The 26,620-nt window shown below is 55.8% G+C and carries 28 protein-coding genes; 11 read left to right on the top strand and 17 right to left on the bottom strand.

Annotated elements, in window-relative coordinates:
* Positions 1–2 precede the first annotated feature (2 nt).
* The 5 genes from AC2FFF_RS03800 to AC2FFF_RS03780 all read right to left on the bottom strand — a co-directional run bounded on the left by AC2FFF_RS03800 (position 3) and on the right by AC2FFF_RS03780 (position 4,688).
* Positions 3–221 carry a GTA head formation protein, RCAP_rcc01685 family gene (locus tag AC2FFF_RS03800; RefSeq protein WP_142633175.1) on the bottom strand — a complete coding sequence of 73 codons (219 nt, stop codon included), beginning with the start codon at positions 219–221 and terminating at the stop codon, positions 3–5.
* Entirely contained in the window at positions 214–1,377 is a 1,164-nt protein-coding gene (locus AC2FFF_RS03795) for a phage portal protein (RefSeq protein WP_496882853.1), read from the bottom strand. The genes AC2FFF_RS03800 and AC2FFF_RS03795 overlap by 8 nt, the downstream gene beginning before the upstream one ends.
* A 171-nt stretch (positions 1,378–1,548) precedes the next feature.
* Positions 1,549–2,361, bottom strand: coding sequence for a class I SAM-dependent methyltransferase (locus tag AC2FFF_RS03790; protein WP_271947611.1), 813 nt, complete (start codon positions 2,359–2,361; stop codon positions 1,549–1,551).
* Positions 2,362–2,480: 119 nt separating this feature from the next.
* Positions 2,481–3,851 carry a DNA-packaging protein gene (locus AC2FFF_RS03785; RefSeq protein WP_486660046.1) on the bottom strand — a complete coding sequence of 457 codons (1,371 nt, stop codon included), beginning with the start codon at positions 3,849–3,851 and terminating at the stop codon, positions 2,481–2,483.
* A 459-nt stretch (positions 3,852–4,310) separates the two neighbouring features.
* The gene (locus AC2FFF_RS03780) at positions 4,311–4,688 is read right to left on the bottom strand and encodes a VOC family protein (protein WP_271947618.1); all 378 of its coding nucleotides are present in this window, start codon (positions 4,686–4,688) and stop codon (positions 4,311–4,313) included.
* A 40-nt stretch (positions 4,689–4,728) separates the two neighbouring features.
* On the opposite strand from AC2FFF_RS03780, the gene AC2FFF_RS03775 reads away from it, so the two are divergent.
* Together AC2FFF_RS03775 and AC2FFF_RS03770 are read left to right on the top strand one after the other, a co-directional pair.
* Positions 4,729–5,265, top strand: a complete 537-nt coding sequence (locus AC2FFF_RS03775) for a winged helix-turn-helix transcriptional regulator (RefSeq protein ID WP_142633164.1) — start codon at positions 4,729–4,731, stop codon at positions 5,263–5,265.
* Positions 5,266–5,582: 317 nt separating this feature from the next.
* Positions 5,583–6,845 carry a DEAD/DEAH box helicase gene (locus AC2FFF_RS03770; RefSeq protein WP_142633162.1) on the top strand — a complete coding sequence of 421 codons (1,263 nt, stop codon included), beginning with the start codon at positions 5,583–5,585 and terminating at the stop codon, positions 6,843–6,845.
* A gap of 33 nt (positions 6,846–6,878) precedes the next feature.
* Here the strand turns inward: AC2FFF_RS03770 and mltG are convergent, their stop codons facing one another.
* From mltG to fabD, 7 genes are all read right to left on the bottom strand, one after another.
* Positions 6,879–8,039, bottom strand: a complete 1,161-nt coding sequence (gene mltG, locus AC2FFF_RS03765; RefSeq protein WP_271947623.1) for an endolytic transglycosylase MltG — start codon at positions 8,037–8,039, stop codon at positions 6,879–6,881.
* Positions 8,040–9,305 carry a beta-ketoacyl-ACP synthase II gene (fabF, locus tag AC2FFF_RS03760; protein ID WP_142633158.1) on the bottom strand — a complete coding sequence of 422 codons (1,266 nt, stop codon included), beginning with the start codon at positions 9,303–9,305 and terminating at the stop codon, positions 8,040–8,042.
* 204 nt (positions 9,306–9,509) lie between these two features.
* Positions 9,510–10,253 (bottom strand): 1-(5-phosphoribosyl)-5-[(5-phosphoribosylamino)methylideneamino]imidazole-4-carboxamide isomerase, encoded by a 744-nt coding sequence (locus AC2FFF_RS03755; RefSeq protein ID WP_496882852.1) that lies wholly within the window; start codon positions 10,251–10,253, stop codon positions 9,510–9,512.
* A gap of 120 nt (positions 10,254–10,373) precedes the next feature.
* A complete protein-coding gene (locus tag AC2FFF_RS03750; protein ID WP_496691339.1) occupies positions 10,374–10,874 on the bottom strand; it encodes a GNAT family N-acetyltransferase in 501 nt (166 codons plus the stop codon).
* 177 nt (positions 10,875–11,051) lie between these two features.
* Positions 11,052–11,285, bottom strand: coding sequence for an acyl carrier protein (locus tag AC2FFF_RS03745; RefSeq protein ID WP_005982462.1), 234 nt, complete (start codon positions 11,283–11,285; stop codon positions 11,052–11,054).
* Positions 11,286–11,494: 209 nt separating this feature from the next.
* Positions 11,495–12,232: a 3-oxoacyl-[acyl-carrier-protein] reductase gene (gene fabG, locus AC2FFF_RS03740; protein WP_496882851.1), complete on the bottom strand. Its 738-nt coding sequence runs from the start codon at positions 12,230–12,232 to the stop codon at positions 11,495–11,497.
* 27 nt (positions 12,233–12,259) lie between these two features.
* Positions 12,260–13,198 (bottom strand): ACP S-malonyltransferase, encoded by a 939-nt coding sequence (gene fabD, locus AC2FFF_RS03735; RefSeq protein WP_496691049.1) that lies wholly within the window; start codon positions 13,196–13,198, stop codon positions 12,260–12,262.
* A gap of 171 nt (positions 13,199–13,369) precedes the next feature.
* On the opposite strand from fabD, the gene AC2FFF_RS03730 reads away from it, so the two are divergent.
* Positions 13,370–14,596: a cytochrome b/b6 domain-containing protein gene (locus AC2FFF_RS03730; RefSeq protein ID WP_496750412.1), complete on the top strand. Its 1,227-nt coding sequence runs from the start codon at positions 13,370–13,372 to the stop codon at positions 14,594–14,596.
* A 58-nt stretch (positions 14,597–14,654) separates the two neighbouring features.
* Here the strand turns inward: AC2FFF_RS03730 and AC2FFF_RS03725 are convergent, their stop codons facing one another.
* Together AC2FFF_RS03725 and AC2FFF_RS03720 are read right to left on the bottom strand one after the other, a co-directional pair.
* The gene (locus AC2FFF_RS03725) at positions 14,655–15,227 is read right to left on the bottom strand and encodes a YceI family protein (RefSeq protein WP_281971916.1); all 573 of its coding nucleotides are present in this window, start codon (positions 15,225–15,227) and stop codon (positions 14,655–14,657) included.
* A 126-nt stretch (positions 15,228–15,353) separates the two neighbouring features.
* Positions 15,354–15,872 (bottom strand): hypothetical protein, encoded by a 519-nt coding sequence (locus AC2FFF_RS03720; RefSeq protein ID WP_142633144.1) that lies wholly within the window; start codon positions 15,870–15,872, stop codon positions 15,354–15,356.
* A gap of 285 nt (positions 15,873–16,157) precedes the next feature.
* Between AC2FFF_RS03720 and rpsF the strand changes: the two genes are divergently transcribed.
* The 6 genes from rpsF (at position 16,158) to AC2FFF_RS03690 (ending at position 19,877) form a co-directional block, all read left to right on the top strand.
* Positions 16,158–16,511 carry a 30S ribosomal protein S6 gene (gene rpsF / locus AC2FFF_RS03715; RefSeq protein ID WP_142633142.1) on the top strand — a complete coding sequence of 118 codons (354 nt, stop codon included), beginning with the start codon at positions 16,158–16,160 and terminating at the stop codon, positions 16,509–16,511.
* 28 nt (positions 16,512–16,539) lie between these two features.
* Positions 16,540–16,767, top strand: a complete 228-nt coding sequence (gene rpsR, locus AC2FFF_RS03710; protein ID WP_005608650.1) for a 30S ribosomal protein S18 — start codon at positions 16,540–16,542, stop codon at positions 16,765–16,767.
* Positions 16,768–16,779: 12 nt separating this feature from the next.
* A complete protein-coding gene (rplI, locus tag AC2FFF_RS03705; protein WP_142633139.1) occupies positions 16,780–17,400 on the top strand; it encodes a 50S ribosomal protein L9 in 621 nt (206 codons plus the stop codon).
* A 152-nt stretch (positions 17,401–17,552) separates the two neighbouring features.
* Positions 17,553–18,029 carry a transglycosylase SLT domain-containing protein gene (locus tag AC2FFF_RS03700; RefSeq protein WP_271947649.1) on the top strand — a complete coding sequence of 159 codons (477 nt, stop codon included), beginning with the start codon at positions 17,553–17,555 and terminating at the stop codon, positions 18,027–18,029.
* A 191-nt stretch (positions 18,030–18,220) separates the two neighbouring features.
* The gene (locus AC2FFF_RS03695) at positions 18,221–18,922 is read left to right on the top strand and encodes a helix-turn-helix transcriptional regulator (protein ID WP_185956601.1); all 702 of its coding nucleotides are present in this window, start codon (positions 18,221–18,223) and stop codon (positions 18,920–18,922) included.
* A gap of 97 nt (positions 18,923–19,019) precedes the next feature.
* A complete protein-coding gene (locus AC2FFF_RS03690; protein WP_281971914.1) occupies positions 19,020–19,877 on the top strand; it encodes an acyl-homoserine-lactone synthase in 858 nt (285 codons plus the stop codon).
* A 97-nt stretch (positions 19,878–19,974) separates the two neighbouring features.
* On the opposite strand, the gene tig is transcribed toward AC2FFF_RS03690, so the two are convergent.
* The 3 genes from tig to AC2FFF_RS03675 all read right to left on the bottom strand — a co-directional run bounded on the left by tig (position 19,975) and on the right by AC2FFF_RS03675 (position 24,592).
* Positions 19,975–21,306, bottom strand: a complete 1,332-nt coding sequence (gene tig / locus AC2FFF_RS03685; protein ID WP_271948081.1) for a trigger factor — start codon at positions 21,304–21,306, stop codon at positions 19,975–19,977.
* A 183-nt stretch (positions 21,307–21,489) separates the two neighbouring features.
* Positions 21,490–22,614 (bottom strand): porin, encoded by a 1,125-nt coding sequence (locus tag AC2FFF_RS03680; RefSeq protein WP_281971913.1) that lies wholly within the window; start codon positions 22,612–22,614, stop codon positions 21,490–21,492.
* Positions 22,615–22,885: 271 nt separating this feature from the next.
* Complete coding sequence (locus tag AC2FFF_RS03675; RefSeq protein WP_281971912.1) at positions 22,886–24,592, bottom strand: NAD(P)H-hydrate dehydratase; 1,707 nt, start codon at positions 24,590–24,592, stop codon at positions 22,886–22,888.
* Positions 24,593–24,761: 169 nt separating this feature from the next.
* Here AC2FFF_RS03675 and AC2FFF_RS03670 point away from each other — a divergent pair, with 169 nt between their 5' ends.
* Together AC2FFF_RS03670 and glnA are read left to right on the top strand one after the other, a co-directional pair.
* On the top strand, positions 24,762–25,100 hold the full coding sequence (locus AC2FFF_RS03670; RefSeq protein WP_142633129.1) for a P-II family nitrogen regulator: 339 nt from the start codon (positions 24,762–24,764) through the stop codon (positions 25,098–25,100).
* A 35-nt stretch (positions 25,101–25,135) separates the two neighbouring features.
* Positions 25,136–26,542, top strand: coding sequence for a type I glutamate--ammonia ligase (glnA, locus tag AC2FFF_RS03665; RefSeq protein WP_142633127.1), 1,407 nt, complete (start codon positions 25,136–25,138; stop codon positions 26,540–26,542).
* Positions 26,543–26,620: the final 78 nt, after the last annotated feature.

The following is a 26,620-nucleotide window of genomic DNA, read 5'->3' as shown; positions in this document are numbered from 1 at the left end:
ATTCATGGTGTTACTGAAAGGAATGACTGAAACGCCTGCGCTAGGATCACCGCTGCCACGCCATACACCGTCAGCCACAACCGCCTCTCCAGCCGCTCCATCATCTCTTCGATCTGATCCAGCCGCCTGCACAGATGTTCATGCTGGATCTCGGCCACCCGCTCATGCGCGGCCAGCCGCAAGCCTGGCGCGCAATCGAATGGCGGATATCCTTCAGCCATCTGCACGCTCCGGCAGCCCCAGCAAGGCGCGCTTTTCGGCATCGCTCAGGAATTCGGCCCCATTGACCCGCGCCCATTGCGCGTCCCGTTCCGCCGACAGCGCAGGCACCTGATCCAGATCGGGCTTCAGCACCAATTCCTCACCGGAAAAACCCGCCAGCCACTCCGACACCGCCGCCGCCACCCGCGTCACCAGAGGCAGCACTGTCAGGCGATAGAACGCCCGGTTGGCCTCCTGATAGTTCGAATAGGTCGCGTCGCCTTGTATCCCCAGCAGCATCGGCGGGACCCCAAAGGCCAGCGCGATCTCGCGGGCGGCGGCTTCCTTGGTCTTCTGAAACTCCATGTCCGAGGGCGAAAAGCCCATCGGCTTCCAATCCAACCCCCCTTCCAGAACCATCGGACGACCAGCATTCCGCGCCCCGCGATAGTTCTGCTCAATCTCATCGGACAGACGCCGGAACTGGTCCTCGGCCATAACTCCATGGCCATCACCGCCCTTCCAGACCAGCGCCCCCGAAGGCCGCGCCGCATTGTCCAGCAGCGATTTTGACCAACGCGACGCGCTGTTATGCACATCAATCGCCATCGCCGCCGCTTGCATCGGCGAGAACCCGTAATGATCATCTTGCGGGTGGAACGACTTGATATGACAGATATTTTCCGCCGCAAACCGGTGTTTCTTGCCGCCCACAGCGTAATCATACGCCTTGGGCCAGCCATCCGCTCCCGGCACCACGCTCATCCGATCGGATCGCAGCACATGCAGCTCAACCGGCAGTCTTTCCTCGACCTGCACAGCCTCAACATAGGCATTGCCCGACAGCAGCAACTGCCCGAACAAGGCCTCCATCAACTCTGCCCGTCCCTGCGCCGCATTAGGACGCCGCATCAGGGACAGGATCGGATGCGTCTCATACCGCTGCGCCTGATCCTGCAGCACCAAAGGTAACGCCGCCGCCGCCTCGGCAATCAGCTTGACCGAGCGAAACCCCACCGGGTTCCCCGAAAACCCCGTCCGCGTCAGCGATACAGCGTCCCGAGGGCTCCACGCCACGCGCCCACCGGTTTGCCATGCAACCACGGGTCCGGCTGCACTTGCCTTTGCTTCGGGCGCTTCCTCTGCCGCTCCACGACGCAAGAAATCGAATACCATGTCCAGATGCTCCTTTCTGTCGCCGCTGTGTCCGGCTTGTTGAAAGGAGTTATGACGCAGAGAAGTTTATGCCTCGGGAATAGAACGTACGGGGGTAGGGCAACGGGTTGGAATTCTTACTAATTCACAACGCAGAAGCGAATAGAGTGGGTAGAAAAATCAATTTGGCGTTTACGGTCTCGCAAGAAAAACATGCCCCTGAATTTTGCCGGACACCGGCCCTTTACCAAACAGCTTTTCGATGTCGGCGGCGGCGGCGTCTGTAATTTCAGTCAATGAGCCCGCAGCACGTTCTTCCAACTCATTTCTAAGCGGTGTCCCCTGGCAGTAAGCCACTGCCGGAGCTTGCGGATTGCTCGCTCGGCTTTGCTCGGAAATGGTCAGTGTTTCGATATCCGTAAAACCAGCTTCCTTAAGATCATCGACAATTGAATCAATATTGCCGTGCCCATGGGGTGTTCTTGCTAAAAACACTGGGGGATCTTCCGGGAAAAACCGAGATGCCGTCTTCGTCACGCAATGCGCAAACTCGTTCTCTTCGATACTGTCCCAAACATTGAAGATAAAACACCCGCCATCCTTCAAAACACGAAGGGCTTCCTTGTAACCAGCTACTTTGTCAGGAAAAAACATCACCCCAAACTGGCAACAGACAACGTCAAATGTATTTGTCTCAAAGGGCAACGCCAACGCATCCGCCTGCTTCCATTCTATTCGATTGGCTTTCGGTTGCTGCGTTGACGCTCTGTCCAACATCGGTTGATTTAAATCAGTAACCACATAACGAATTTCGTCGCTCAGCAGCGGGGCCAACGCACGTGTTACTACTCCGCTACCCGCGGCGGTCTCCAAAACAGCTTTGGGTTTGGTATCAGCGACTCTCTTTGCCAAGTCTGCGGCATAAGATTCGAAAATCAATGGAACCAGAAATTCATCATAAATGTCTGGAATTGAGCCGGTGAAGTTTTTGTCACTTGTAGACACTACGAAATCCCTCCCCGACCCTGTGGTCGCAAAGGGTGTATTCCTAGCATAAATCGCTGGCTACGTCACTTCGGACCGCGATCAGTCCTTCAACCGCCGCTCTCCGCCTTTTTTTATCCTCACAAACTCCGCACCCTAGGCCGCCGATACGCCCCCGCAGGCCCTACAACCAACTCATGCAGCGCCCAGACCAGCGCGTCGACCCGGTCGGGCGAGCCCTGCCCTTGATACCCCCGCGCGGTCATCTGACACATCTGCTCCTCCAGCGCGTCCAGCCCGGCCACATGCGCCACCCGCCCCTGCTCGTACAGGGCCGACACAGGCTCCGCCCGCGCGAACTTGCCGCGTGACGCCCGCACCGCGCGGTACGGGACCAGAGGGTCCACCTGCCGCACGACCTCTTCCACCAGCTGGCCACCCTGATTGACCTCAGCCACCAGCCGTTCACCCCCGAACGCATCCATCGCGTCAATCGCCGCCTGCGCCCAGCCCGCCGGGCCAACGCCCTGCACCGTCCGGTCAGCCAGCACATAGGCGCGCCAGTCCTCGGGCGGCCCCTGCAACCGCACGCCCACGACCACGATCCCACAGGCATCCGCATCCGCCCCCGCCGTCACTGCCGGGTCCAGCGCCACCACGATGCGATCCAACTCGGGCACCTGCGCACAACGCGCTGCCTCTAGCATAGAACCCGTCCACAGCGCCCCCTCGACATCCGACAATAGCACCCCATCCAGCTCCTGCCGCCCCAGCCGTGTACCGGCATAGCGCGCGCGCACCTCGGCTAGAAACGACCCCGCCAAATTGGCCCGGTTCGCCTCGGTCGGCGCATGGGTCTGCACCGTGGACGGCGACGCCAGCAGATCCTTCAAAACTTTCACATTGCGCGGCGTGGTTGTCACACAGACCCGGGGCTGATCCCCCAACCGCAAAGCAAACTGCAGCATATCCCATGTCTCCCCAGACTTTTTCCACTTGGCCAGCTCGTCAACCCAGGCCGCATCGAATTGTGGCCCGCGCAACCCCTCAGGATCATGGGCCGAGAACGCCTGCGCCTCGGCCCCATTTGGCCAGACTAGTTTTCGCTCTGACGCCTTCCAAATAGGTCGACGATCCGGTGGTGAGCATTGCAATATCCCACTATCGCCAAAGATCATCACGTCGCGCACCTGATCAAACGTCTCGCCAAGCAGAGCCACCCGGCGCGCCTTACCCGTGTCCAACGGCAAAGACCCCTCGACCATAGACCGCACCCATTCAGCCCCGGCTCGGGTCTTACCGGCTCCGCGCCCGCCCATGATCACCCAGGACCGCCAGTCACCTTCTGGCGGCAATTGATGCGGCAGCGCCCAGAACTCAAACAGGAAAGGGAGGGCGCACAGCCCCCCCTCCCCGATCTCACTCAGAAATCTGTCCTGCACCGCAACAGGCGCGGAGGCGAGCCAGCCTGCACCCGATCTCAGATCGTGCCCGATCAAGGTCGAGCGCATAGCCCCCTTGAACAACTCCGGCTTGTCTGTGATGTTGTTCGACAAGGCTTGTCTCCACTTTTTGGCAACTTCGGATCAGCCCCTCAAGCTGTCCCAGTTGCTTACCTGCACCAGCAATATCTGCATCCTCCCCGGCACTGATCTGCCTGCGCAGTTCTTCCGCTGCTTTGCGCAGACCGCGAATGGATGTCTCAAGTGACTGCAACAAGTCAGCCGTTTGGAAAATCCGCTCTTCCGGGGTAATCAATGTCATGTTTGCGTATTGACCTCATGCGTGAGTTTTCTCCGCACGAGAGAAACGAAAAACGGCCGCCGGATGTTACCCCGAGGCCGTTGCTCACTTCTTCTAGCATGACACAGTTCGTACCAAATTAAGTTCGAAAAGTCAATGAATTGCGCAACACCCACGCAACAGGGAACGTTCGGTGCAGGTTAACAATTTCTTCCCCGCGCGCGTCTTTAGCTGCTGCCAGTCAAATCCTGTGCCAGCATCAGCGCATTCATATCCGGATCATAAAACGTGGCCGTGCTGACCATTCCTTCGATCGTTTCCGTCGCACCGTCGAATGCCACCCCTGCATCCTCTAACGCACTGCGCGCGGTGGAGATATCGGCGACCTCAAACACTGGAACACAATTTCCCGGTGAGGGCTCGGCCTGCTCTCCTAAACCCAATGTGACGCCATCCACATTGGTGCGCATCTCACTCCAACCCGCCTCATCTATGTGATGGGAAAGTTCAAACCCCAATTTGTCGCTGAACCATTCGGCGCTTGCATGGCGGTCCCGAACCGAAATTGCAAGGGTGATCGTGTTTTTCAAAGAAACAAGGGGCATCAATCTTTCCTTTTGAGCTAAATTATATTAACTATACTTTATGGACATTAATTTGCTTGTCAAGCTGACCTCCCGAGCTTGGTCGCTGAATATTCTGGCACTCATGCATTCCGGCACTCCTGGCAGGCAGGCCGCTCTGCTTGCTGCCACCAGCGCAGGAAGAACTGCCTTCGCGGCAAGTCTGGACCATCTCATACGCCTCGACCTGATCGAAAGGAATCCGGGCCACGGGCACCCATTGCGCCCTGAATTCCGATTAACCCTGCCGGGGATCGAAGCCGCCAGTATGGCCAGCGCAATCGTAAACGCCGTTCCGGATGACACCAAGTTCAAGCTCGTCCGTAAATCCTGGACCGTCCCGATCCTGGCACTCACCGGCACTCCGCACCGCTTTTCCGCCATCAAATCGGATTTGGTATCGATCACGGATCGGGCGCTGTCGTCGTCCCTTCAACAGCTAGAGGCGCTCGACTGGATCCGACGGGACATTGAAACTGCCGCGCGGATGCCCTTCCCTACATATCGAGCTGTAAGAACAGGTTTTGCGATCAACCAAGCGGTCAATCTCACTGCTTAAAGGTTGCAGACAGCCCACAACGATCCTTTTCGCCGGATGTGATCTATAACGCACAGCTTGACATTCCGCCCCGCAACCTGCATGAGCGCCTTAACAAAGCGCTGACGCGTGAGCATTGGCAGGTCCGACCTGCTCCACAGCGCTCGATTCACCCCATAGTTCCCCTTCACGCAGGGTTCTGAATGCGACGGCCGGATGCCGCAGGAAACGCCTGTGCATCCAGAGTCTTAGCGTAACCCTGTTGGCATCGCATATTGCGCTGCTGATTTATGTCGCCCGTGGTGATCCAGTCGCCGGGGGCAAAAAAGGAATGATATTTGTTCGACTTTGATATGCTGGGCCTGGCCCCGGCCCTGAACGACGCTTTGAAACGCGCCAATTTTTCACAACCCACTCCGATTCAGAACCAGGCAATCCCCATGGCATTGCAGGGGCACGATATTCTGGGCCTTGCCCAGACCGGCACCGGCAAGACGCTGGCTTTTGGCCTACCTCTGATCGACCACCTGCTGGCTCAGACCGGCAAGCCTGCGCCGAAAACCGCCAAGGCTCTGATCCTTGCCCCGACCCGTGAACTGGTCAACCAAATCGCAGATAGCCTGCGCAATTTGACCACGAATACGAAGCTGCGTGTGGCGACAGTTGTTGGCGGTCAGTCCATCAGTAGGCAGATTTCGTTTCTGGCACGCGGCACAGACATTCTGGTTGCCACCCCTGGTCGTTTGATCGACCTGATGGAACGCAGAGCAGTCGACCTCGGCTCGGTACGTCATCTGGTACTAGACGAAGCCGATCAGATGCTGGACATGGGCTTTATTCATGCTCTGCGCCGGATTGCACCGCAGTTGGGCACGCCCCGCCAAACGATGCTGTTCTCTGCCACTATGCCCAAGCAGATGGAAGAACTCAGCCAGGCCTACCTGACAAACCCGCAACGCATTCAAGTGTCCCCTCCGGGTAAAGCCGCCGACAAGATCACCCAATCGGTTCATTTCCTGAGCCGCGCGGAAAAACCGAGCAAACTGCGGGAGATTTTATCTGCGGACAAAGAAGCTCTGACGCTGGTGTTTTCGCGTACAAAACATGGCGCCGAGAAGCTGATGAAGGGTCTCGTGGCCGACGGCTTCAACGCCGCCTCGATCCATGGCAACAAAAGTCAGGGACAGCGTGACCGGGCGATCAAAGCTTTCCGCGCAGGCGAAATAAATGTCTTAGTGGCAACAGACGTGGCCGCTCGCGGCATCGACATCCCGGGCGTTGCCTATGTCATCAACTACGACCTACCCGAAGTGCCGGATAACTACGTCCACCGCATTGGCCGAACCGCCCGTGCCGGTCGCGAAGGCGAGGCGATCGCTTTCTGTGCACCGGATGAACTGGATCAACTGAAGCAGATTCAGAAACTGATGAAAATTGAGGTTCCGGTCGCCAGCGGCACAATGCCCGAGTTCGCCGAACCCGCAAAATCGCGGAAAGGCGGAGGGTTCCGTCGCCGTGGTCCAAAACCGCAAGCAGCTAACAAGTCGGGCAATCCCGGAGGCCCAAAACGTCGGCGACCGCGTCGATCCTCCGCCGCCTAAATCTAAAAGGCGCCGCTATTAGCGGCGCCTTTTTTAATTTCCGGTGCTTTGGCGCTCGGCCTCAATCTCACGCCATTTGGCGACGTTTCGATTATGCTCATCCAGTGTCTCGGCAAAAGCATGTCCGCCGGTGCCATCTGCAACAAAGAAAACAAAATCAGTCGCTTCGGGCGAAACTGCGGCTTCAAGACTTGCAAGACCAGGATTTGCGATAGGTGTTGGCGGGAGCCCATCAATCACATAAGTGTTCCAAGGCGTTGCACGGCGCAGTTCGCTGCGGCGCAGGCCTCGGCCCAACGTGCCCTGCCCCTTGGTGACACCATAGATTACAGTCGGGTCCGTCTGCAGCTTCATGCCTCGCTCAAGCCGGTTTACAAATACGCTAGCGACCTGTCCACGCTCATGCGGAACACCAGTTTCCTTTTCGATGATTGACGCCAAAATCAGCATCTCTTCGGGGGTATTGATTGGCAAATCATCCTGCCGCCCTTCCCAGGCGGCGTTAATGCGCAGTTGCTGCTTATCCTGCATCGACTGCAGGATTGCCGCCCGATCGGCACCTCGCACAATGTCATAGCTGTCCGGTGCCAGCGCCCCTTCGGCCGGTATTTCAGGGATTTCCCCCGTCAACGCGTCGATCTGCTTAAGACCCTCGACCACTTGCCAGGATGTAACACCTTCAGCAATCGAGACCCGGTACCGTGTGTCTGAGTCTTCGCGCTTTTGGGTATAAGCCGCGGGTATTTCTTCTTCCGCTACATCGAACGATGCGATTTCATCGAAGTCCAATGTTGCGGGGTTCAATTCGCGTACACGGGTTTGTATGCGGGTTACACCGATCCGGTACTCAATCTCGGATCCGCAGGTACTGGCCCCGCTCCGCGTAATCTCATCAATGATCTGCTCCATCGAAGCACCCTCGCGGACCAGAAAGCTGCCTGCCTTCAGCTGAGGTGCCTTGTCGGTATAATCCGCCGCCATACGGAATATAGTAGCGCTGCTGATCGCGCCCTGATCCTCCAGCTGTCGGCTGACCTGCGTCATGTTCGAGCCACGTTCGACCTGCAAACACATCGCAGTTTCCAGAGGGCCCGCATTCTTGTATCGCGCCTGCCCCCATAAAATCAGTCCACCGGCAAGAAACAGGCCGACCACCAGGATGGTCAGCATGTTGGAGGCCATCGCGCGCCACATTTAGCTGACCTTTCCGAAGATCACACTTGCATTGGTGCCGCCAAATCCAAACGAGTTTGACAACGCCACATCAATCTTGCGCTCACGCTTGGCATTCGGAGCCAGATCAATCGGTGTCTCGACCGCTGGGTTGTCCAAATTGATCGTCGGTGGCGCAACCTGATCGCGGATTGCGAGGATCGAGAAAATGGCTTCGATCGCGCCTGCAGCGCCCAACAGATGGCCCGTGGCCGATTTGGTCGAACTCATGGTTACATTCGCCGAATGCTCGCCCAGGAGACGCTCGACCGCACCCAATTCAATGGTATCGGCCATGGTCGATGTGCCATGCGCGTTAATATAGTCTAGGTCCTTCGGCTCCAGCCCCGCGCTGCGTAGCGCTGCGTTCATAGAACGCTCTGCGCCATCGCCGTCCTCACTGGGTGCGGTGATATGATAGGCATCACCGGACATGCCATAGCCCAGAACTTCGGCATAGATTTTCGCGCCACGCGCTTTTGCGTGCTCGTACTCTTCCAGAACAACGATGCCCGAACCTTCACCCATGACAAAACCGTCTCGGTCGACGTCATAGGGGCGGCTGGCTGCTTTGGGGTTATCCGCGTATTTGGTCGACAGCGCCTTGCAAGCGTTGAATCCAGCGATACCGATTTCGCAAATGCACCCTTCGCCACCACCGGCAACCATTACGTCAGCGTCACCGGCACGGATAATGCGGCTTGCGTCACCAATAGCGTGAGCACCGGTCGAACATGCAGTCACAACCGAATGGTTCGGGCCTTTGAATCCATGGCGGATCGACACCTGACCCGAGGCCAGGTTAATCAGCGCGCCTGGAATAAAGAAAGGCGACACCCGTCGAGGGCCCTTGTCACGGATCAGGTTAGCCGTTGCTGCAATGGAGCCCAGCCCACCGATACCTGAACCGATAAGAACACCAGTGCGCAAACGCGCCTCTTCATCCTCGGGCAGCCAGTCGGAATCCTTGCAGGCCATTTCAGCAGCTGCAATCGAGTACAGAATGAAGTCTTCGATCTTGCGCTGCTCTTTCGGCGGCATCCAGTCGTCAGGATTGAACGTCCCGTCGGTGCCGTCGCCTCGCGGAACTTCGCAGGCATACGTTGTGGTGACCCCACTTGCCTCAGCATCAAATTGCGTGATCGGGCCTGCACCGGATTCCCCATCCAGCAACCGCGACCATGTTTCCTCGACCCCGCTGGCCAATGGAGTGACCAACCCAAGACCGGTTACAACGACTCTGCGCATAAAATGCCTCTTGCCTGCTTCCTGTTTGAGAAACGCTCATACCCCGGGCCGGGGTGCGGGGGCAAGAGCAAGGCGCAATCATCATACAAGCAGATTGAGCGGAACATCTACAGTATACACTCTTGCAATGCGGCTCCTGGCCAGATGAAAGCCCGCCCTTTCACTGGACATGAAAGGGCGGAACCTGTTGTTTTGGAAGAAATCTTACTGAAACGCCGCAACCGGTTCGTGCGCTGTGCTGGCAACATTCAGCGCATCTGAAAGCTCGAGCGTCTTTCTGAACAGCGCGCGGCCAACCAAGGCGCCCGAAATATTCGGGATATAAGCCAACCGCGAGATATCATCTGTCGTGCGGACCACACCGCTTGCGATGATCGGTGTGCGAGATGTCTCTGCCAGCCCCGAGATCAGGCCCAGCTGTGCCTCAACGTCTTCCATGTCGCTATCGATATCAGTGACCAGAATTGCCGCAAACGGCGTTTCTGAAAACGCTTCGATAAAGGCCTCTGGTGTAAACGCACTTTGACTACGCCAACCGTCGGTCATCACTAAGCCTTGCCAAACGTCTACGGCCAGAACGATTTGGTCCGGATAGAGTTTGGCCAATTCTTTCACAAGATTTGGATCCCACGCAGCCATAGTGCCGATAACAATCCGGCCTGCGCCCTTGTCGATCCAGTGCTCGACTTGCTCGCGCGTTCTCATACCACCTGCCAACTGCACAGGGATTTCGGCAGAACGGATGATCTCTTCAACCAACTCCGAATTGGTATCGCGCCCTTCAATCGCGTCAAAATCGGTCAAGTGCATCCACTCGGCTCCAGCATCGGCCCAACTGCGTGCCGTTTCTGCGGGATTCACGTGCCAAATCATGGCCTCATCCAGACGACCCTTGTCCAGTGTGACACAGCGGCCGTTCTGCAGTTCCATCGTAGGGTAAATCCTCATGAGCTTGCTCCTCCGCTCAATCGCAACGTCAATAGAGGATACCATACCCTCAACCCTATCGGCGAGAATTTCCAGTTTCGGCAAACCAAAGGCAATTTGCGGCACGATCAAGGAGAAAGGTTAAGCCAGTTTGGGCGGCCCGTTTCTTTTCAGCAGGTTCACCTGACTTCCCATATAGTCGCGCTCGGCCATGAGCTCATAACCCAGCTTTGCCGCCAGATTCTGCGACGCGTGGTTTTCAGCATCAATCAGGGAAACCAGTGGTCCAGGCATAATTCTGTCAAACCAATCATGTGCGGCCTGTGCCGCTTCAAAACCAAATCCCTGCCCCTGGGCTTCTGGTGCCAATAGCCATCCGGCCTCGGGAAAGCTGTCGAAGTCGTCGCCTAACCCTCGGTTACGATAGAAAAAGCCAGCTTGACCTATCATCTGACGATTCGACTGTCGAAAGACGGCCCATTGGCCAAAACCGGCCATCTGCCAGTGGCCGGCATTCCTCAGAAAGGATTCCCACGCTTCGCCCCGCGATAGTGGTTCCCGGCCAAGATGGCGCACAACACAAGGGTTCCGCCAAATCTCAGCGTAACGACTAAAGTCGTCGGGACGCATAGCGCAAAGCATCAGACGTGCCGTATTTATCATCGGGGTGGATCGTAGCATGCCCTGCCCGCTCAGAATTTCCTGCCTCGCGTAAATGGTTGCGGGTCAATAGCTATCTGGCAAGCGCGAATTCCGGCTGGACAAAAAAAACGGCGCCTCCGTTGCCCGGAAGCGCCGTTTTAGCGGATAAAGAAGGTCTTAAGACGCTTCAGAGATGAATTTGACGGCGTCGCCAAAAGTTTGGATGGTTTCGGCTGCGTCATCAGGAATCTCGATGCCGAACTCTTCTTCGAAGGCCATAACCAGCTCAACAGTGTCCAGGCTGTCTGCACCCAGATCGTCGATGAAGGACGCGTTTTCGGTCACTTTATCTTCTTCAACACCCAAGTGCTCAACAACGATCTTTTTAACGCGATCTGCGACGTCGCTCATGTCTATTCCTCATTTCATTTCAGGGCATAGTGCCCGGTTCTGCCCTTGCCCGCTCAGGCTGGCCTTGATGTGCCCGTTCTGGGCGGTTTAGGTCCCCGATTACCGGGTAAGTAGAAGGTTGACCATCCGGCCAGCCCCTGCATATGTGCGCCGCCTATAACACAGACAACGCCCGAGGCAAACGCTTTCGCGCCCACCTCGATCCGCGCTCACAACATGGCCATACCGCCGTTCACATGCAAGGTGGTTCCGGTAACATATCCGGCTTCGGCACTTGCAAGATACAGCACAGCCGCAGCAATTTCCGAGGGGTCACCCATGCGACCGGCAGGAACCTGCGTCAAAATCCCAGATTTCTGATCCTCGGTCAGTTTGTCGGTCATCGCAGTCGTAATGAAACCGGGTGCCACCGCATTGGCGGTGATTCCACGGCTGGCAACCTCATAGGCCAACGATTTGGTCATGCCCACCATGCCTGCTTTGGATGCAGCATAGTTGGCCTGACCCGGGTTCCCTGTCGCACCCACCACCGATGAGATATTAATGATCCGGCCCCAGCGCGCTTTCATCATGCCCCTCAAAACACCTTTGCACAGCCGGGCAGTAGATGTCAGGTTGACGTCGATCACGCTCTGCCATTCTTCATCGGACATACGCATGAACAGATTGTCTCGCGTGATCCCGGCATTATTCACCAGGATATCAACCGATCCCATTGCCTCAGCAGCCTGCTTCGGAAGGGCTGTCACCGCCTCGGCATCACTCAGGTTGCAGGGCAGAACATGGGCGCGTTCACCCAATTCGTCGGCCAGAGCCTGTAGCGGCTCAACTCGCGTTCCAGACAAAGCCACAGTTGCACCGGCCGCATGCAAACTTCGCGCAACTTCGCCACCGATCCCGCCCGATGCACCGGTGATCAGTGCATTCTTACCTGTCAAATCAAACATTCGGTTTTCCTCTTGATGCTCGGTGTCTTACGATTCGGCCTGTGTCACATTCTGCACGTCATCAGGCGTACCGACAGCTTTACCAACGATCGCACGGTCAATTTTGCGAATCATACCGGACAGAGCTTTGCCCGCCCCGATTTCCCAAGTTTCACTCACGCCTTGCGCAACCATGTACAATACGCTTTCGCGCCAGCGAACCGAACCTGTGACCTGCTCGATCAGCAACCCACGGATCAGATCGGGATCTGTGACAGCCTCGGCCCGCACATTGGCAATCAATGGCACGGCAGGAGCTTTGATTTCGACATTTGCCAGGGCTTCGGCCATGACATCAGCGGCAGGTTGCATCAATGCACAGTGGAAAGGTGCGCTGACGGGCAACATGACCGCGCGCTTGGCGCCTTTTTCTTTGGCGATTTCGGCGGCGCGTTCCACGGCAGCCTTTGCGCCTGATACCACGACTTGTGTGGGATCATTGTCATTGGCAGCCTGACAAACTTGACCCTGCGCAGCTTGGTCTGCAACAGCGCGCACAGCATCAAGATCCAATCCAAGAATAGCGGCCATTGCGCCCTCTCCAACGGGAACCGCACTCTGCATCGCTTGCCCGCGGGTGCGCAAAAGGCGCGCCGTATCAGCGACCGACAATGCCCCTGCCGCAGCGAGCGCGGAGTATTCCCCCAGCGAATGCCCAGCGACAAAACCAGCATCCGCAATCGAAATCCCATTGGCCTCCAGGGCTCGCATCGCAGCCATCGAGGTCGCCATTAGCGCTGGCTGCGCGTTCTGGGTTAGGGTCAGGTCCGCAATATCACCTTCCCAGATCAGATCGCTCAGCTTTTCCCCGAGCGCCTCGTCCACCTCGTCGAATACAGCCTGTGCAGCCGGATAGGCCTCGGCCAGAGCCTTACCCATACCGATAGTCTGGGCACCTTGCCCCGGGAAAACAAATGCGCGTGTCATTGCAACCTCTTGGATGACGTTAGGTTGCCGCGGGGTGTAAACCGACAGACCGCGCGGCACAAGCTTTGCCTGATCTCTGCACTTTGGCACCGGCTCTGTGCATCCCTTGCTATTGTGTCCTAGGCTTGTAGCGGTAGGTTGTTGCATACGATCCACCTTCCGGAGCCTCAGATGCCTTCGTCAAACACCTTCTCAAGCTATGGAAGCGTAACCAAAACTTTTCACTGGCTGACCGCGTTACTTATCTTCACCGCATTCCCTCTGGGGTGGGTCGCCAACGGATTGGCCCATGCGATTTACGATCCTGCAATAGCCACAACCGAAGATGACATTGCACGCGCCGCCAGCCTTTTTTCTCTCCATAAAACCGTCGGGATCACTGTTTTCTTCGTCGCGCTCGCGCGTATCTTGTGGGCGATAACGCAGACCAAACCCGGCCTATTGAACGCCGAGAACAAGCCCGAGGCCTTTGCAGCTGAAACCGTGCATTGGCTGCTTTACGCATCTTTGGTTCTGGCCCCACTGACCGGTTGGACCCATCACGCTGCCGCCGAAGGTTTCGCTCCGATTTTGTGGCCCTTCGGACAGGACCTACCCCTTATACCAAAATCCGAGTTTCTGGCAGAGCTGACCGGAAGCCTGCATTGGCTGTTCGTCTGGACACTGGCCGGGTCAGTCGCGCTGCACGTCACCGGAGCGCTAAAACACCACATTATCGACAAAGACAGCACGCTGCGTCGAATGATGCCGGGCGCCTCGGATGCACCGGAACCGCCAGAGCAAAGCCATTCAATGACGCCCGCATTGGCCTCTTTGGCCATTTGGGGTGCCGTTCTGGTCGGAGGATGGTCAATCGGCGCGTTTGACCACCAATCTACAGCTAGCACAGAGGTCGCAGAACTGACCCAGGTACAGTCCGACTGGAACGTCCAGGAAGGCAATCTAAGCATTACCATCACCCAGCTGGGCAGCCCGGTAACCGGCAGCTTTTCCGATTGGACCGCTGCAATCGCTTTCGAAGATCCGCCCACGCCGGGCTTAGCCGGATCAGCAGATGTCACAATCGCGATAACGTCGCTCAAGCTCGGGACAGTCACAGATCAGGCAATGGGTGCTGATTTCTTCGACAGTGCGCAATTTCCAACCGCTCAATTCAAAGCTGATCTCTTCAAAACTGAGGACGGGTACGAAGCGCGCGGCGCGTTGACCATTCGCGACAAGAGTGTGGACGTAGTGTTGCCATTTACTCTCGACCTTCAGGATGACAGCGCAGCTATTTCAGGACAGCTTGAACTGAACCGGCTGGATTTCGACATCGGCACTTCGCAGTCGACCGAGGATTCGCTGGGTTTTGCTGTTACAGTATCAGTTGATCTTTCAGCAAAACGTGGCAACTAAGAAAATGGGCCGCCGAAGGGTTATTCCGGCGGCCTCGTTTCAACTCGTTGTAATGGTATTAGTCGGCCTTCTGGGCTTCGACTGAAATCTGAAGTTCAACTTCGTCGCTCACGAATGGCGCAAATTGACCAAGGTCGAACTCACTACGTACCAAGGTGGTGGTTGCGTCGAAACCGGCCCAGGGCTTTCCTGCCATAGGATGTTCACCCACCTGGTTCAGCTTGGCATCCAGAACAACCGATTTGGTCACGCCGTTCATAGTCAGATCGCCAGTGATGTTGGCAGTGTTTTCGCCCGTGACTTCGATACCAGTAGAAGTAAAGGTCACCATTTCTCCTTCGGTCACACCAAAGAAATCCTCGGACATAAAGTGGTCTTCACGTGGCTTCCAACCGGTAATCATCTCAACCACTGGCATGGATACTGTAACACTGGATGCAGCCGGGTTTTCCTGATCGAACATGATCTCGCCTTCAAACCCCGAGAACATGCCATGGGTGGTCGAGAAGCCAAGGTGGTTATAGCTGAAAAGAACCTGGCTGTGGCTTGAGTCCAGAACGTATTTTTCGGCGCCGGCAAATGCCGTTGTGGCCGAAACCGCGAGCGCTGCTGCAAGAAGGGTGGATTTCATGATAATCTCCGCAATTTTGTAGATGCAAACCTCTTGGGTTGCTCGACAACGAAAATGTGCTGCCCTAGGGCAGCACACAAGTAATATTATTTCACAATATCTGTTCTTAATTGAACAGAATAAAACTCAGGCGAAAATTGTTACACTTCCGCTAAGTTGACCTTTGAGCGCTCGGCTGACATCCGCCGATTCAAGCGGCAATTTCATCAACAAGCTGCCGTCCACATCGAACAACTCGATCTGGTCTTCAATGAAACGGGCACCACCCAGGCTGTCATAGCTCCGGCGCAAAACTGTCTGCGGGCGGCCATTTTCATTCTTTTGCAATACCCGGACCTCGCGGCGGATCGGGTCAAAATACGCATCAGGACGCGCGTCCAGAACTTCGATGGTCAGAAGGCTGACACCTACCAGAAGGAACATCAGAGAAGCCGCCAATTTGATCGGCCAGACTTCAGCGGCCATTGCCGTGCTGGGCATCAACCACATGGAAAAGGCAGAAACTATCAGTAGCGCACCAGCCACACGGGCCAGAACCATCCGAGCTTTCCAATTTGGTGCAAAGCTAATGAGCACCGGCACTGACTTTTCAAAACTTACGCCTGTGGCGGATTTCTCGAAGGTATTTGTGTTAATCGCGGTCATTTTCAGTACCCTGTTTCTCAGGTTGCCGTTCCAACTTTTGTCAGTCCGGTTAATTTCCGGTATACAAAACAACTTTGAGCCGAAAAGCGTCAGGAATTGGGCAGCGCAGAGGAAATAGCGCGACTTCACAAAGGCATCTGTGGCAGGCCTTGCCCCCAGCGTACAAACGTGTATATCGGGCCATCCTTCGCAAACGATATGAATCGCGCAGCCTCTCGTGGCAGGGTCGCGAAGGACGAAACGGCCCCGCCTATGAAATGCGCCTTGATAGAAACAGGAGTGCACATGCCACTATATGAGCATGTAATGATCGCGCGTCAGGATTTGTCCAACGCGCAGGCAGAAAGCCTCGTCGAACATTTCGGCACCGTTCTGGCTGACAATGGCGGCAACGTCATCGACAGCGAGTACTGGGGCGTCAAGACGATGGCCTACAAGATCAACAAGAACCGCAAGGGTCACTATTCCTTCCTCAAGACCGACGCTCCCGCTGGCGCCGTTCAGGAAATGGAACGCCTGATGCGCCTGCATGACGACGTTATGCGCGTTCTGACCATCAAGGTCGACGAGCACAACGAGGGCCCTTCGGTCCAGATGCAGAAGCGCGACGAGCGCGAAGGCCGCCGCGAGCGCCGTTGATTAACGCCTGAAGAAAGGACACTAAACCATGGCCGCAAAACCATTTTTCCGCCGCCGCAAGGTCTGCCCGTTCTCGGGTGAGAACGCGCCGAAGATCGACTATAAAGACACTCGTCTGCTGCAGCGTTACATCTCTGAGCGTGGCAAGATTGTACCTTCGCGCATCACCGCCGTTTCGGCGAAAAAGCAGCGTGAACTGGCCCGTGCTATCAAGCGCGCCCGCTTCCTCGCCCTGCTGCCCTACGCCGTTAAGTAAGGAGATACTGACATGCAAGTTATCCTGCTGGAACGCGTTGCGAAACTGGGTCAGATGGGCGACGTCGTTGACGTCAAGTCCGGTTATGCCCGCAACTTCCTGTTGCCTCAGGGCAAAGCGCTGAGCGCATCGGACGCCAACATCGCGTCGTTCGAAGCCCAGAAAGCGCAGCTTGAAGCCCGCAACCTGGAATCCAAGAAAGAATCTGAAGCGCTGGCTGAAAAGCTGGACGGACAGCAATTCATCGTGATTCGCTCGGCCTCGGATGCCGGCGCACTGTACGGATCGGTCACCCCGCGTGACGCCGCAGACGCCGCTACCGAAGCAGGTTTCACTGTCGACAAGAAGCAGATTGCCTTGATCGCACCGATCAAGGACCTGGGTCTGCACACAGTCGCAGTTAAACTGCACCCCGAGGTTGAAGTGAAAATCGAAATGAACGTTGCTCGTTCGCAAGAAGAAGCCGAACTACAGGCATCTGGCAAATCGATTCAGGAACTGGCCGCCGAAGAAGAAGCCGCCGCAGAATTCGAAATCGCCGAGCTGTTCGACGATATCGGGTCCGCCGCTTCCGACGACGACGATCTGGTTGCTCAGGATGCTTCGGCCGAAGAAGACGAAGCTAAAGCCTGATCCTCGGGTTTCGAATTGAACAAGAAAGGCCGCACGATCTGTGCGGCCTTTTTTATGCCTCCGCCCGGCGAAATCCAGCTTGGGCCCCGGCCTTTGCTTGCGGTCATCAATAGGTTTCCTATCATCGCATAATAACTATTCGGAGACGATCAATGACATTTCTTCTGCGCCGCAGTGTATTGGCATTATTGTTAATTGCACCCTTTGCGGCGTGCGGAGGGCCCGATACCCCAACCCAGAACACGTTTGATCCTCCGCTCTATCCCAACGAAACACCGGAACTGCGGGCCTCCATAAACAAATGGGCCGACCACTACGAAGTGCCGCGCGAACTGGTGCACAAGCTAGCAATTCGCGAAAGCACCCACCGACCTTGGGCTGTGAATCGGCCCTATTATGGCTTGCTGCAAATCCTGCCAGCCACAGCTCGTTCAATGGGATATACTGGAAACGCCAAAGGCCTTTTGGATGCAGACACAAATCTCGAATTTGCCGGGAAATATCTGCGGGGCGCTTGGCTATTGTCCGACGGCGACCAGCAACGCGCCGTATTCCTTTACGCAAAAGGGTTCTATCCCGAAGCCAAGGCACGTGGGATGCTGGTCGAAACAGGGCTACGTCCGGAATAACCGGATTTACCCCGAAACGAATCATCTGAGACATGCTGTTTCGGACCATTCTGTTGCCATTACATCGCAATATGACTACACAAGGCGAACAATTTGCTTGCACAATGCCCTGTGGTTGACGCAACGTATACCCCTAAGGACAAGTCTGGCATGTCTTGGGGGAGAGATATGCCGCCACAAGGGTTGGACAGGTGAAACTTATAGATTTGGCCGCGGTCGACCACACAGAGAAGTCGGCCGCTGACGTTATAAACGCCGTCTGCGAAGAGCTTGGCTTCGACTATGCGTCTTATGCCACCTTTAACCCTGTGAAAGGTGATGTGCAGGGCTATGCAAACTATCCTGATGAGTGGAAAATCCACTATGGCAGCCAGGGCTTTCATCACTTCGATCCGACGCTTTATCAATCTGTCCTAAGCATTGCACCCGTTGATTGGGGACGCTTTGATCAGGACGAGAAGTTCAACGCGGTGTTCCGTGACGCCCATGATTTTGGCATTAGTTCCAGAGGGTTAACAGTTCCTGTTCGTGGACCTTATGGTGAATGCGGACTGTTAAACGTTACCCGGGACTGTTCGGATTCCGAATGGGATAAGCTAAAGAAACATGTCATGGGTGATCTGCAACTTGCTGCCGTTCAAGCCCACGATACTGTTATGCAATCCGGCTTGCTGGCCAAAGCTCTTTACCTGCCCACGCTGTCCACACGCGAACAGGAAATCCTCCAATGGGTAGCTGATGGAAAGTCGCAACAAGATATCGGTGATATTTTGTCTATTTCACACCGTACCGTCGAAGTTCATATGCGGTCCGGGCGTGAAAAGTTGGGCGCACTGACCACCTCACAGGCTATTGGTCGTGCGATCGGCCTGGGCCTAATTGCCCCTGGTTAATCAAAAAAAAAGCACTTCTACGGGAAATCCCTAATAGTCTGCGCTTATTTCTTGGTTAACCTAATCCCTACGGTAACCAGACTGTAGGGGGATGGAAATGATCATCGTTATTGATGGTATTAATCAACATAAGTTCAAAGATGTCTTGGATGACATGTTCAAACTGCGCGCTCGTGTTTTCGGCGATCGCCTTGGTTGGGAGGTCAATATTGAGGATGGGCGCGAGCGCGACCACTTCGATGATCTGCATCCAGCACATGTAGTCAGCATCGACGACGAGGGGGACGTTGTCGGGTGCATGAGACTACTGCAAACCAAAGGACCGCATATGCTGTCCGATGTTTTCCATTCGATCTTGGATGGAGAACCTCCAATTCGGAGCGCGCAAGTCTGGGAAGCCACCCGGTTCTGTGTCGATACTAAAAAACTGGGCCGAGGGCGCGGTGAAAATTCTGTATCCTATGTGACCAGCGAAGTTATGATTGGCTCTTTCGAATATGCCAAAGCGGCTGGCGTTCTTGACTCGATCGCGGTGATTGATCCAGTTATGAACCGCGTTCTGCAAAGGTCCGGTAACGCGCCTTATGACTACCTCGGCAGTGCTAAGCCCATGGGTAAAGTCGTAGCCATGGCCGCTTTGATGGACTGCTCAGATGAGAGAATTTCCGGAATTCGGGAATATGCGAACATCGCTCACGATGTATTCCTGACTGACGAGCAGGCAATAGATCAGTATGCCAGAAACAAAACACCGGCAGATACAGGTGTGGCGAATTACGACCACCAACCACTAAGCCAGATGGAAAAATACTTTGTCGAACAGATGAATTCGGCAACCACAAAAGCCGAAACCGAAGCTGTATTGAACCTGATCGAAGCAGTTTCGGATCGGTTCACCCCAGAGCAGAAAACTGCTCTGCTAAGGACCCCCCGTGCTTTTGCTCATGAGGCCTGACCCCCTCACCTCATAGCATAAAGCCACCCACACGGAGCCGTCTTTTTCAGACGGCTCCGTTTTTTGTGCCCATAAGAATTCTATGGGCAGAAGAGGATTACTCCTCTTCCAATGCCTCTACGGCTTTCTGCAGGTCGTCTTTGCTGACTTCTTTATCCGCAACCTGGGCCAGCTCGACGATATAGTCGATGACTTTGTCTTCGAAGATCGGCGCGCGCAGTTGCTGCTGCATCTGAGCGTTCTGCTGCACGAACTCAAAGAACTGGCGTTCCTGACCAGGGTATTGGCGCGCCTGGTTCATGATCGCTTGGGTCATCTCGGCATCGGTGACTTCAACTTCGGCCTTCTGGCCCAGCTCGGCCAGCAACAGGCCAAGACGCACGCGGCGTTCGGCCAACTTGTTGTGCTCGTCAGTCGGCTCGATCTCATCGTGGTCGTGGCCTTCCACTTCCGGGTTTTCTTCGTGCCACAGCTGGTGTGCGATCTGCTTGGCCTCGGCATCTACCAGCGACGGTGGCAGATCAAACGAAACCTTCACGTCCAATGCGTCCAGCAGAGCACGCTTCATCACTGCCCGCGAAGCACCGCTATATTCCGCTTCCAGACGTTCTGAAATCTGGCCTTTCAGCGCTTCCAAGTCTTCTGCACCAAATTTGGTGGCCAGCTCATCGTTGATCTCGGCGGCGACGGGTTCTTTCACATCCTTGACGGTGCAAGTAAACACAGCGTCTTTGCCGGCCAGATGCTCGGCACCGTACTCTTCGGGGAAGGTGACGTTTACGTCTTTTTCTTCCTCGGCCTTTACGCCAACCAGCTGCTCTTCGAAACCGGGGATGAAGCTGTTGGAACCCAGAACCAACGGATAGTCTTCAGCGGATCCGCCCTCGAACTCTTCGCCATCAACCTTGCCGACAAAATCGAACACAATCTGGTCGCCGTCCTTGGCTTTCGAGCCTTTGCGGCGGGATTTGAAATCCTGCGCGGTTTCAGCCAGGTTGCCCAGCGCTTCTTCAACGGCCGCGTCATCGGCTTTGACAACCAGCTTTTCCAATTCAACCGATTTCAAGTCGACCTCAGGGATGGCAGGCAGGGCCTCATAAGACATCTCGACATGTACGTCGTCGCCTTCTTTCCAATCCTCATTGGTCATCTTCACCTGAGGCTGAAGTGCCGGACGCTCACCGCTGTCTTCGAAATGCTGGTTCATTGCACCGTCGATGCTTTCTTGCATCGCCTCGCCAAGCAGACGCTGACCAAACTGCTTTTTCAACAGTGCCATCGGTACCTTGCCTTTGCGGAAGCCCTTCATCTCGACTTCAGGCTGTGCTTCGACCAGTTTCTCGTTAACTTTGTCGTCCAGCTCAGCTGCGGATACGACAATGTTATAGCCGCGTTTCAGACCTTCGTTCAGCGTCTCGGTAACCTGCATTATGGTAGTCCCCATAGGATTCGGGGCGCGCAAAACGGCGCGCCGGGCAAATTTGAGGCCTTCTATTTGCCCAGCCGCCCGCGTGCAAGGGGCAAAGCCCGGATCAGCCTTGTTTTGCCGCCGATTTGACCAAAAAAACGCCCCGGACCTGGCCGGAGCGTTCTTGAGGAATTGTTCGCGGGATCAGAACTTCCAGCGCGCACCCAGCACCCAAGCCTCGTTGTCATCGAAACTCGTGGTGTCATCAAAATCATGGTTACGGTATTTCAAGTAGGCATCGGTATTAATACTGTCGATGCGCTGTACCACAGCGATACCCCAGGCCTTAGTACTCGAGCCGTCGATCGAGAAATCAGATCCGTCGAAATAGTCGATGCCGATACCAGTCTTACCCCATGACACCCAATCGTCTTCATACGCAAGCTTCGCATACCAATAATTCGGGTCACTGGCACCGCTGGAAGTGTCATCTCTTGTACCCAAAGCTGCGGTTACGCTGAAACCACTGGGCAGCAGAACCGAGGCGGACCCGATTGTGTCTTTTCTCTCCCCGGATCTGCTATCGTAATCGCGCACGGCGTAGGCGAGGGATGCAGCAATCTCCACCCCGTTGGATAAGGTATTTCCATAGGACACCGACACATCGTAGTAATCATCGTCATCGCTGCTGGACAGGATGTTTTGACCATAGGCTATGGCTGCTGAAAACCCATTGAAATCCGGCGTGTCATAGCGAATGCGCCCGCGCCGTGATCCATCGAAGTTATCAGAGGTGTCACCAACGGTAATGCCGCTGAGCATACCATCAGCCTCACGGAAGAAAAATGCGCCATTCTCATCGTTGGTAAAGGAATAGAGCGCGGTACCAACATAGGACAGATCGGATTCTGCCGCCCCGTCCGAGGCCATGCTGCCCTGCCCGGCAGAGAACTTACCAAAGCCCCCCTTCAGCGCAAAATCGACGTGCCGAATATCTTCACGGTTCCAACCATCGGCATTTGTCCCATCCTGGTTGGCGCTCCCCGTGCTCGGCAGGCCCAGACCGGATTCGAACCGGAAGGTAAACTCATTGCTACCGTAGGGTTGCATCAAAAACAGCCCTACACGGCTGTTGGACAGATCATTGTCCAGCAAACGGGTTTCCGTCTCATCCCCGTCGTCAACCGAGACAATTACGGGGTTAAACTGGCCATACAGCTCAACATAACCGCCGCTGTTGTTGTTATATCTAAGCTCTGCCGCTGCTGGGATGGCCGATGCAGCGGTCAGACAAGTCGCAATCGTGCTTATCGATACTTTCTGGGTCATAGTCATTCACCATAATGGATCCATTTACGGGCACTGCTCGCTTGTGCGCGATTTCTCTATGATCCCCTGTCTCGGGCCCATTCAGCTCGCGCATCTTGTGCGAATATAACCGCAGCTGAAGGGTGTTAATTTGATCTACTTCAAAACGATAGAATATATGTCATCCAAGTCACCCAGACCGCTTGCCGCAATACTGACGCCTGACCTGAATTTCATCATACGCTCATTTTGGGACATCGAATACTGCAGCGGCGGATTTTCGCCGAGGCGATTAAGAACCCACTTCCCGCAAAACCCGTGGCAACTGTTCGGGCAAATCTTCAGCGATCAACCCCGGCCCGAAAGATCGCGCACATTCCACATGCAGCCATGCCGCAGTTTCCGCCGCCTGCAAAGGCGAGAACCGCCGCGCCAGCAACCCGGTGATAAACCCCGCCAACACGTCGCCGGCCCCGGCTGTCGCCAACCAGGGCGCCGCACGTTCATAGACGGCCGAATTCACTGAGCATCGCCCGTTCGAATCCGCAATCACGGTATCGGGCCCCTTGAACAGAACCACGCACCCTGCCCGCCTGGCAGCCTCTCGGGTGGCGTCCACTTTGGAATAGGCCGGACCCTTGATGGGAACCGCTTTCAGTTTTTCCGCAATGTCCGGGAACAACCGTGCAAACTCGCCGCCATGCGGAGTGAGAACACAGTTTTCATGCAGCATCCCAAACAGGGCTGCAGGATCATCCGCAAAAGCCGTCAGTGCGTCAGCATCCAGAACCGTCGCCCGCTCCGCAGCCAACGCAACCGGCACCAGATCGCGCGCACGGTCCAGCCCCAATCCGGGGCCGAGACACAAAGCGTTCAGCCGCTCATCCTCTAGGATTTTCGACAGACCATCCGCGCTCTCGACCCGCTGCAACATGACCGCCGTCACTTGCGCCGAAACCTCCATCTGAGCCGCAGGAGGCACGCCCAGATTCACCAGCCCCGCCCCAATCCGCAGCGCCCCCCGCGCTGCCAGCCGCGCAGCACCGGTTTTGCCGGGGCCTCCGGTCATGATCAAGGCGTGGCCGTGCGAGTATTTGTGCTCAAACGAAGCCTTGCTGAGATTCTGTGGCAATCCACTTTCATCTACCAATCGAGACAGCACTCTCCCCAAACGTCGCTCGCTATGCAGATCAGCCAAAGACATGCGCGAGATCGAACCGAGATCGCTTGGTGAAGACAGCCCAATGTCAACTATGACGGTCTTTCCACAGAACTGGGCCCCTACGTCCAGAAGATGTCCACGCTTTTTGCTATGAAACGTCACTGTTAGGTGGGCGCCAACAATTACACCTTCGTCCCCCAGAATCCTACCGCTATCAGCGCAAAGACCAGACGGAATGTCGACCGAAACGACGCGCGGCCACCACGGATCGGCATCCGCCTCTGAACCTATCTGAAGCTTGGCAAGAGCAGGTTTCAATCCACCAATCGGACGTATTAGCCCTGTTCCAAACAAAGCATCCAATATCAAATCAGGGCCTTGCGAACTTGACGGTCGGGCTGCGTGTTTCTCCAACTTGGAAACTTCACGTTTGGTCGGTGTCGGCAGGGTAAGCTTAGAAACTTCACCCAGCTCCAGCCACCGCTCATAATTCACCCGCGCATCCGGCGGCAGCTTCTCTAGGTCGCCATACAGAAACACCGCGACTTCCCACCCTTGCTCCCGCAAAAGCCTGGCCACGACGAACCCGTCCCCACCGTTGTTTCCTGGCCCACACAAGACAACTGCCCGCAACGGATCCTCTTCATCTGGCCGCGGATACGTCAGGGAACGCGAGGGGCTGGCCCCTCGCTTGTCCAACTCTGGCCACTCCTCGAAAATCGCCTCGACAACACCCTGCCCAGCCCGTTCCATCAGCTCAAGACCGGTCACCTCACCGGACTCAATGGCCGCTTGTTCGATCGCCCGCATCTGTGCTGCAGTCAGTAAGTCTGTCATGCTGAACCCTCGTGCGATTCAATTTTGACTATTTTTTGTGCAAACTGTTCAAAATTTCACCGGCCATCCAATTTCCATGCAACCCGGCATCGCCATTTTCTCATTCACATTGCCGCCCGATCTTAGACGTGGTCAGTGCCATCCTGACAAGAGTTAAAGGGAGCCCGGTATGAAGAAGATCGAAGCGATCATCAAGCCGTTCAAACTGGACGAAGTGAAAGAGGCGCTGCAGGACGTCGGAGTCCAGGGCCTCAGCGTGATCGAGGTCAAGGGGTTTGGCCGTCAGAAAGGTCACACTGAACTTTACCGCGGCGCGGAATATGTGGTCGACTTTCTGCCCAAGGTGAAGGTCGAGGTTGTGCTGGACGACGATCTGGTCGATGCCGCCATCGAAGCCATCGTTTCCGCCGCCAAAACCGACAAGATCGGCGATGGCAAGATCTTTGTCTCACCCGTCGAACAAGCAATTCGCATCCGTACCGGCGAAACCGGTTCGGACGCACTGTAACAAGACCAAATCTTCAATTCAGAGGAATCAAGAGAATGAGCAAGGACGCAGTTCTTCAGCTAATCAAGGACGAAGGCGCCGAATATGTCGACGTCCGCTTCACTGACCCGCGCGGCAAACTGCAGCACGTCACCCTGGTAGCCGATCAGGTAGATGAAGACTTCCTTGAAGAAGGCTTCATGTTCGATGGCTCTTCCATCGCTGGCTGGAAGTCCATCGAAGCCTCGGACATGAAACTGATGGTCGATACCAACAGCGCCTATGTCGATCCGTTTTACGCAGAGAAAACCATCTGCGTGCATTGCTCAGTTGTTGAGCCCGACACCGGCGAAGCTTATGAGCGTGACCCGCGCGGCACCGCCCAGAAAGCCGAAGCCTACTTGAAAGCAACCGGTATCGGCGACGTGGCCTATATGGGTCCTGAAGCCGAGTTCTTCCTGTTCGACGACGTTCGTTTTTCCAACAGCATCAACAAAGTATCTTACGAAGTTGATGCAACTGATGCATCCTGGAACACCGACACCGAATACGAGATGGGCAACATGGGCCACCGCCCGGGGGTTAAGGGCGGTTACTTCCCGGTCAACCCGATCGACGAAGCCCAGGATCTGCGTTCGGAAATGCTGTCGACCATGAAGCGTCTGGGCATGAAGGTCGACAAGCATCACCACGAGGTTGCGTCATGCCAGCACGAGCTGGGCCTGATCTTTGACAGCCTGACCAAACAGGCAGATGAGCTGCAGAAGTTCAAATACATCATCCATAACGTGGCGCATGCCTACGGCAAATCGGCGACCTTCATGCCGAAGCCAATCGCAGGCGACAACGGTACCGGCATGCATGTGAACATGTCGATCTGGAAGGACGGCAAGCCTCTGTTTGCTGGCGACAAGTATGCTGATCTATCGGACGAGGCACTGTTCTTTATCGGTGGTATCCTGAAGCACGCCAAGACACTGAATGCCTTCACCAACCCGGCGACCAACAGCTACAAGCGTCTGATCCCCGGATTTGAAGCCCCCGTCCTGCGTGCTTACTCGGCTCGTAACCGTTCGGGTTGTGTCCGTATTCCATGGACTGAAAGCCCGAAAGCCAAGCGCGTCGAAGCCCGCTTCCCTGATCCGGCCGCAAACCCCTACCTGGCGTTTGCCGCGCTGCTGATGGCTGGTCTGGACGGCATCAAGAACAAGATCGATCCGGGCGAAGCCATGGACAAGAACCTGTACGATCTGCCGGCCGAAGAGCTGGCCGACATCCCGACGGTTTGCGGTTCACTGCGTGAAGCTCTGGAAGCCCTGGCATCGGATCACGACTTCCTGCTGCAGGGCGACGTGTTCACTAAAGACCAGATCGACGGCTACATCGCACTGAAGATGGACGAAGTCGAAACCTACGAACACACGCCGCATCCGGTTGAATACGGCATGTATTACAGCTGCTAATCCAGCATTTTCGACGAAAATTCTATAGGGGCGTCCATCGGGCGCCCCTTGTTTCGTTTGGCCCGATCTTTCACACTT

This window comes from Ruegeria sp. YTSA226 (assembly GCF_059609905.1).
This window is presented reverse-complemented; position numbering and strand designations above follow the sequence as displayed.